Below are 7,378 nucleotides of genomic sequence, written 5' to 3'. Positions count from 1 at the left end.
TGAGCCGCGAGAGCTGAACGGCAAGAGCTGAACGGCAAGAGCTGAACGGCAAGAGCTGAACGGCAAGAGCTGAACGGCAAGAGCTGATCGCCGAGGGCTGAACGGGCGAGAGCCGATCGGATACGCACCGGCGTCGCGATCGGCGAGGGCGGGCGCGGCGTCCGACGCCGCGTCATGCCGCGTTGCGCCCGCTCCGGCCGGAGGTTAACTCCGGCATCACGGAATCGCGGAACGGGAGACGGTGACCCGCGTGAGCAAGCTGGCGGTGACGAAACGCGGTCCGGCCAAGGCGGCCTCCGCCCCCTTCGCCGAGATCGTGATGGTGTGCGCGAAATGCGCCAAGCGGCAGGGCGTCGGCGCCAAGGCGGTGCGGGGCGGGCTCAAGCGCGCCCTCAAGGCCGACCCCCGCGGCCGCAAGGTCCGGGTGGTCGAGACCGGCTGCCTCGGCCTGTGCCCCAAGCGCAGCCTCACGCTGGCCACCGCCGGCTCCCTCGGCGAAGGCCGCCTCCTGGTGCTCGATCCGGACCTCGCCCCTGCGGCGATGCTGGACGTCCTCCTGCCCGGGCGGGACGACGGCCCGTGACGGCGCGGGACTCCCCCCGTCGCCCGAGTCCCGGGCGCCCGAGCCTCGGCCGGCGCCTGCTGCGTCGCGTGCCGCTCCTCGGCGCGGCGATCGGCGTGGTGCTGGCGCTCTGGCTCGTCGCCGCCAACGACGTCGGCGCCGTGGCGGATGCGTTCGGGCGCGTCGGCGTGCTCGGCATCGTCGCGGTGGTGCTGGTGCGGGTGGCGATCATCGGCTTGTGCGGGGTCGCCTGGGCCCGGGTTCTGTCCGGGCTCGTCGGGCTGGCCTCCGGCCCGTTCGTGCTGCTGCGCTTCGTGCGCGAGGGCGTCAACGTGCTGCTGCCCGTCGCCTCGGTCGGCGGCGAGGTCCTGGGCGCGCGCCTCCTCACCTTCTGGGGCGTCACCGGGGCGGCGAGCGCCGCGGGAATCCTGGTCGACATGTTCTTCCAGGTCGTCACCCAGGCCCTGTTCGCGCTGACCGGCGTCGTCCTCCTGTCTCAGCTCGAAGGCGAGCAGGCCGCCACCCTCGCCGCCTGGTGCACCAAGGGGCTCGCGCTCACCGTCGTCGTCCTGGTCGCCTTCTTCGCCGTGCAGCGCTACGGCGGAGCCGCCTTCGTCGAGCGGCGGGTGAGCGCCCTCGCCCGCCGCTTCGCCGCCGAGGGCGGGGCCGCGCCGGCCGGGGGCGGCGTGCAGGCCGCCCTCGACGCGGTGTGGGACCGGCGGCGCGGGCTACCCCTCGCGGAGGGATTTTTGCTCCACCTCGCGGCCTGGTTCCTCGGCGCCCTCGAGATCTGGATCGCCTTGCGCTGCATCGGCATCGAGGGCGTGACCCTCGCCGAGGCGGTGGTGCTCGAGTCGCTCAGCCAGGCGATCAAGTCCGCCGCCTTCCCGGTCCCCAGCGGCCTCGGCGTGCAGGAGGGCGGCTTCGTGCTGCTCGGCAGCCTGTTCGGCATCGACCCGCACACCGCGCTCGCCCTCTCCCTGGTCAAGCGGGTGCCGGACGTGGTGCTGGGCCTGCCGGCGCTTCTGGCCTGGCAGATGATCGAGGCGAGACGCGGGCTGATGGCGCCCCCCGCCGCCCCGCCCGCGGTCTGAGCAGACTTGCGTTGACAGGCCACACGGTACACGACACTGGCCGGGAACCGTGCAGCCAGGCTTCATGACTCATTGCAAACCAACCCCTTTTCCGGACGACTGAAGCGAAGCGGAAGGAGATCCGGAATCCAGCACGAAAAGCCGCGAAGCGTCTCATTGTCTGCGACGGTGCAACAGGTTGAGCCGCTTCGCGGCATGTCCTCTGCTGGATCCCGGATCTCCTTCCGCTGACGCTCCAGTCGTCCGGGAAAGGGGGTGGAACGCCCGCGTGGTGGCCTCCACTTTCTTCAATGTCGTGTACCGTGGACAGGCCAACGCTTCGCCCGCTCAGGTATTTGTTTCGTCGCAGATTTTGGTCGCCGAACCGGTACCCGCTTCGGCGAAATCTGCTGAGAGCGGCGCCCGGTCACCCTGCAGCCGATCGCTGCTCCAGGTCTTGGATTTTGCCGCATTTTCCATCGACGAAAAGGTGCCCACCTCGTCGAAAAATACTCTAGGTCTCGTCTGCCGCCGCCGCCCGCGCCAGCAGGTCCGGCGTGTCGGGGGCGTTCATCGCCCGGGCCGCGGCCTCGGCGGTGAGGCCGCCCGCATCGCGATGCGCCGGATCCGCGCCGCGGGCGAGCAGGGTCTCCACCATCTCGACGCGGTTGAACATCGCCGCGACCATCAGGGCGGTGCGCCCGTCCGGGCCGGTGCCGTCGATCGCGGCGCCGCCGTCGAGGAGGGCGAGGACCACCGGCAGCGTGCCCTTGAACGCCGCCGCCGCCAGCGGGGTCTGGCCCCGGTCGTTGGCGATCGTCGGGTCGGCCCCGTGCGCCATCAGCACGCCGACCGTCTCGACATGGCCGTGATAGGCCGCGAGCATCAGCAGCGTGTCGCCCTTGTCGTTGCGCAGGTTGGGCGGCATCCCCATCCCCAGGAGCTCGGCCAGCTCCGCATGGTGGCCGAGGCGGGCATAGCCGAAGACGCGGCCCGCGAAGGCGATCGTATCCTCGTCCAGGGGCGGCCGCGCCGGTGGTCCGGGCTCGTCGTTCTGCATCGCTCTCATCCGTCATGGTCGCCGCGGCATATCGGGCGGGGGGCCTTCGCGCCAAGAGGTGCCTCGCCGCGTGGGGGGTGGACCGCGATCCGCTCGCGCCAGGATTGATTGAGCCCATTAGGTCGCCATTCACTACATGCCCGGGAAACCGGCGGGATCACCGGAAGTCCGAATGAAAGTTCATGATCGGACGCGTAGGTCTGACACCACATAGATCTCCAAAGAGAGACGCCCGTCGTGATCGCGCTCTACGACTGCATCGCCCACAACCACGATCTCAAATTGGTCTTGCTCGCAGCGGTTGTGTGCAATCTTGCTGCAGCAACTAGCCTGACGCTTCTCGATTATGCGCGCAGTCACGCGGGCAAGGCGCGCCGGCTGTGGCTGCTCACCGGGGCGCTCGCCGGCGGCACCGGCATCTGGGCGACCCACTTCATCGCCATGCTGGCCTTCTCGCCCGGCATCGCCTCGGCCTACGACCTCGGCCTGACCGGGCTGTCGCTGATGATCGCCGTCGGCATGACCGCGGCGGGATTCTGGATCGCCCTGCGGCCGGGCCTGCCGGCCGCGGCCTGGCTCGGCGGCGCGCAGATCGGCATCGGCGTCGGCGCCATGCACTTCACCGGCATGGCGGCCTTCGAGGTCGCGGGCCGCATCGCCTGGGATCCGGTCCTCGTCGTCACGGCCCTCGTCGCCGGCGCCGGGCTCGGCGGCCTGGCGCTCGCCACCACCCTGCGGGACGGCTCGGTGCGCACCAAGGTGCTCGGCGCGGTCCTGATGGTCGCCGGCATCTGCAGCCTGCACTTCACCGCGATGACCGCCGCGGTGATCGTCCCGGATCCGGGCCGGGCGGTCTCGGGCACCGCGGTGCCGGCCGAGATGATGGCGGTCGCGGTCGCCCTCGGCAGCGTCACGATCCTCGTCCTCGCCTTCGCGGGGCTGTGGCTGCATCTGCGCGACGAACGCCGCTCGGTCCTCGAAGGCGACCGGATGCGCGGGCTGGCCAACGCCGCGGTCGAAGGGCTGGTCGTCTGCAGCGGCGACAGCATCGTGACCGTCAACGACAGCTTCGCCGACCTCGTCGGCTGCACGCCCGACGCCCTGACCGGGCAATCCCTGTCGGCCATCCTGCGCGATGCCGCCCATCCGCTCCCCGCCGACGCCGCGGACGCGGCCGACATCGTCGAGGTGCCGGAGGCGGAGCTCCACCGCATCGATGGCACGATCGTGCCCGTGGAGGTGATCCGCCGGGTCATCGATTTCGCCGGTCGTCCGCACGCCGCGCTCGCGGTGCGCGACCTGCGGGCGCGCAAGCGCGCCGAGGCCCGGATCGCCTACCTCGCCCATCATGACGCACTGACCGGTGCGCCGAACCGGGCGAGCTTCAACGAGCGGCTGGCGCAGGAAATCGCCCTCGCCCGGGCCGCTCAGCGGCCGCTGGCGGTGCTCTGCGCCGATCTCGACCGGTTCAAGGAGGTCAACGACCTGTTCGGCCACGCCGCCGGCGACGCCCTGCTGCGCGCGGTCTGCGCGACGATCACCGGCGTCCTCGCCCCCGGCCAGATGCTGGCGCGGCTGGGCGGCGACGAATTCGCCGTGCTGGCGCCGAACCTCGACGCGGCCGGCGCCGAGGCGCTCGGGGAGTCGATCCTCGCCGCCCTGCGCGCCGCCGAGACCGGGCCCGCGGGCGCCATCGCGGCGGCGAGCCTCGGCATCGCCGTCTACCCGCATGACGGCGAGGATGCCGAGGCCCTGATGGTCCAGGCCGACACCGCCCTCTACCGCGCCAAGCAGGAGGGCCGCGGCCGCCTGCGCTTCTACGAGGCGCGGATGGGCGTGCAGGTGCGCGAGCGGCGCCAGATCGAGCACGACCTGCGCCACGCCGTCGAGCGGGGCGAATTGCAGGTCGTCTACCAGCCGCAGACCCGCATCGACAGCGGCGAGGCCGTAGGCTTCGAGGCGCTCTTGCGCTGGCACCACCCGGAGCGCGGCATCGTCCCGCCCAACCTGTTCATCCCGATCGCCGAGGAGACCGGCAGCATCTTGGGGATCGGCGAGTGGGTCCTGCGCGAGACCTGCCGCGAGGCCGTGTCCTGGGACAAGCCGCTGCGCATCGCCGTCAACGTCTCGGCGGTGCAGCTCCATGCCCCGGGCTTCGCCGAGCTGGTCCACGAGATCCTGTTCGCCACAGGCCTGTCGCCCGCCCGCCTCGAACTCGAGATCACCGAGACGGCGCTGATCCGCGACCTGCCCCGGGCGCTCGCCACCCTGCGGCGGATCAAGGCGCTCGGCGTGCGCATCGCCATGGACGATTTCGGCACCGGCTACTCGTCGCTGTCGAACCTGCGCGCCTTCCCGTTCGACAAGATCAAGATCGACGCCTCCTTCACCCGCGCGGTCGATTCGAGCGAGCAGGCCGCCACCATCGTGCGCACGGTGCTGGGGCTCGGCCGGGGCCTCGGCCTGCCGGTGCTCGCCGAGGGCGTCGAGACCTCGGCCGAGCTCGCCTTCCTGGATGCCGAATCCTGCCAGGAGGCGCAGGGCTACCTGATCGGCCGCCCGGGCCCGATCGGCGGCTTCCAGCACCTGACCGCCGAGCACGGCAAATCCGCCGCCGAGGACGCGGCCTGAGGGCGACGGGCGGGCTGGCCCGCGCGGGCAAGAGGCGGCATAAGCCGGGCAGGCGGGACCGTCCGGCCCCGTCGCCTCTTCCCGAGACGAGACCCCATGACCGTCAAGGCCGTCCCCACGCAGCCCTTTCCCGATCAGAAGCCCGGCACCTCGGGCCTGCGCAAGAAGGTGCCGGTCTTCCGCCAGCCGAACTACGTCGAGAACTTCGTCCAGGCGATCGTCGACTGCCTGCCCGACCGGGCCGGCACGACCCTGGTGGTCGGCGGCGACGGGCGCTTCCTCAACCGCGAGGTGGTGCAGACGACCCTGAAGATCGCCGCCGCCAACGGCTTCTCGCGCATCCTCGTCGGCCGCGGCGGCCTGCTCTCGACGCCCGCCGCCTCCTGCGTGATCCGGAAATACGGCGCGATCGGCGGCGTGGTGCTCTCGGCGAGCCACAATCCGGGCGGGCCCGAGGGCGATTTCGGCATCAAGTTCAACGGCCGCAACGGCGGTCCCGCCCCCGAGCCGGTGACCGAGGCGATCTTTGCCCGCACCAAGGTCATCGGCGAGTACCGCCTCGTCGAGGCCGCCGACATCGACCTCGACACCCTGGGCGACGTCCGTCTCGGCGAGGCCACCGTCACGGTGATCGATCCGGTCGCGGATTACGCCGCCCTGATGGAGACGCTGGTCGATTTTTCCGCCATCGCGGCCCTCTTTCGCTCTGGCTTCCGGATGCGTTTCGACGCGATGAGCGCGGTGACCGGCCCCTACGCGGTGGAGATCCTGGAGCGGCGCCTCGGCGCGCCGGCCGGCACGGTGATCAACGCCGAACCGCTGCCCGATTTCGGCGGCCACCACCCGGATCCGAACCCGGTCCATGCCCACGACCTGATGGTCGAGATGACCGGCCCGGCCGCGCCCGATTTCGGCGCCGCCTCCGACGGCGACGGCGACCGCAACATGATCGTCGCGCCCCATCTCTTCGTCACCCCGAGCGACAGCCTGGCGATCCTCGCCGCCCACGCGCATCTGGCGCCGGGCTACAAGGCGGGTCTCTCCGGCATCGCCCGCTCGATGCCGACGAGCCGTGCCGCCGACCGGGTCGCGGCGGCGCTCGGCATCCCGGCCTTCGAGACCCCGACCGGCTGGAAGTTTTTTGGCAACCTCCTCGATGCCGGGCGGATCACGCTCTGCGGCGAGGAGAGCGCCGGCACCGGCTCGAACCACGTCCGCGAGAAGGACGGCCTGTGGGCGGTTCTGCTCTGGCTCAACCTGCTGGCGGCGACGAAGAAACCCGCCGATCAGGTGGTGCGCGACCACTGGGCGACCTACGGGCGCGACTACTACGCCCGCCACGATTACGAGGAGGTGGAGAGCGCCGCCGCCGAAGGTCTCATGAGCGCGCTCCGCAACAAGCTCGCCGGGCTGCCGGGGCAGAGCTTCGGCGGGCTCACCGTCGAGGCCGCGGACGACTTCGCCTATACCGACCCGGTCGACGGCTCGGTGACCGCACGCCAGGGCGTGCGGATCCTCTTCCGCGAGGATGCCCGGGCGGTCTTCCGCCTGTCGGGCACCGGCACCGTCGGGGCGACGCTCCGGGTCTATCTTGAGCGCTTCGCCAAGGACCGGCTCGACGCGCCGACCGCCGAGATGCTGGCCCCGGTCGTCGCGGCGGCGGAGGCAATCGCGGGGATCGTGCAGCATACCGGCCGGACCGAGCCGTCGGTGGTGACGTAGGGCAGGCGTGAACCTGTCCCCCCGCAGAGGGCCGAGTTGTTCGGGGGAAATAAATGGCGCGGGTTCCTCCTCTCTCCGCGGGCGGGGAGAGGGCCGATCCTCCGTCCAGGAGGAGCGGCGAGCCCGCGCAGCGAACCGCAGGTTCGCCGCGAGGGTGAGGGGGTGGTTCCGGATGAGCCTCATCCTGAGACACCCCCTCACCCTCGCTCCGGCTGCGCCTCCGCTTGCTGTGTCATCTGAACGATGACACAGCCCTCTCCCCGCCCGCGGGGCTAGCGGATTCACACTTCTCCTCAGAGAGCTAACCCCCTGTAAAGGTGCGCGCTTTCC

The 7,378-nt window shown here is 71.3% G+C and carries 6 protein-coding genes; 4 read left to right on the top strand and 2 right to left on the bottom strand.

Features of this window, described 5'->3' with window-relative positions; all coding sequences use genetic code 11:
* The first annotated feature begins 241 nt into the window (after window positions 1-241).
* Entirely contained in the window at window positions 242-583 is a 342-nt protein-coding gene (locus tag QR78_RS36355) for a (2Fe-2S) ferredoxin domain-containing protein (RefSeq protein ID WP_244276623.1), read from the top strand.
* Window positions 580-1,656, top strand: a complete 1,077-nt coding sequence (locus tag QR78_RS30095) for a lysylphosphatidylglycerol synthase domain-containing protein (protein ID WP_048431305.1) — start codon at window positions 580-582, stop codon at window positions 1,654-1,656. The genes QR78_RS36355 and QR78_RS30095 overlap by 4 nt, the downstream gene beginning before the upstream one ends.
* 327 nt (window positions 1,657-1,983) lie before the next feature.
* Here QR78_RS30095 and QR78_RS35775 read toward each other — a convergent pair whose 3' ends face one another.
* Both QR78_RS35775 and QR78_RS30090 read right to left on the bottom strand, forming a co-directional pair.
* On the bottom strand, window positions 1,984-2,133 hold the full coding sequence (locus QR78_RS35775) for a hypothetical protein (RefSeq protein WP_208993252.1): 150 nt from the start codon (window positions 2,131-2,133) through the stop codon (window positions 1,984-1,986).
* 16 nt (window positions 2,134-2,149) lie between these two features.
* Complete coding sequence (locus QR78_RS30090; RefSeq protein WP_048431304.1) at window positions 2,150-2,695, bottom strand: ankyrin repeat domain-containing protein; 546 nt, start codon at window positions 2,693-2,695, stop codon at window positions 2,150-2,152.
* Window positions 2,696-2,932: 237 nt separating this feature from the next.
* On the opposite strand from QR78_RS30090, the gene QR78_RS30085 reads away from it, so the two are divergent.
* On the top strand, window positions 2,933-5,326 hold the full coding sequence (locus QR78_RS30085) for a bifunctional diguanylate cyclase/phosphodiesterase (RefSeq protein ID WP_048431303.1): 2,394 nt from the start codon (window positions 2,933-2,935) through the stop codon (window positions 5,324-5,326).
* Between the two features lie 96 nt (window positions 5,327-5,422).
* Window positions 5,423-7,048: an alpha-D-glucose phosphate-specific phosphoglucomutase gene (locus QR78_RS30080; RefSeq protein ID WP_048431302.1), complete on the top strand. Its 1,626-nt coding sequence runs from the start codon at window positions 5,423-5,425 to the stop codon at window positions 7,046-7,048.
* Window positions 7,049-7,378 lie beyond the last annotated feature (330 nt).

The sequence above is a fragment of the Methylobacterium indicum genome (assembly GCF_001043895.1).
GTDB classification, from domain to species: Bacteria; Pseudomonadota; Alphaproteobacteria; order Rhizobiales; family Beijerinckiaceae; genus Methylobacterium; species Methylobacterium indicum.
This window is presented reverse-complemented; position numbering and strand designations above follow the sequence as displayed.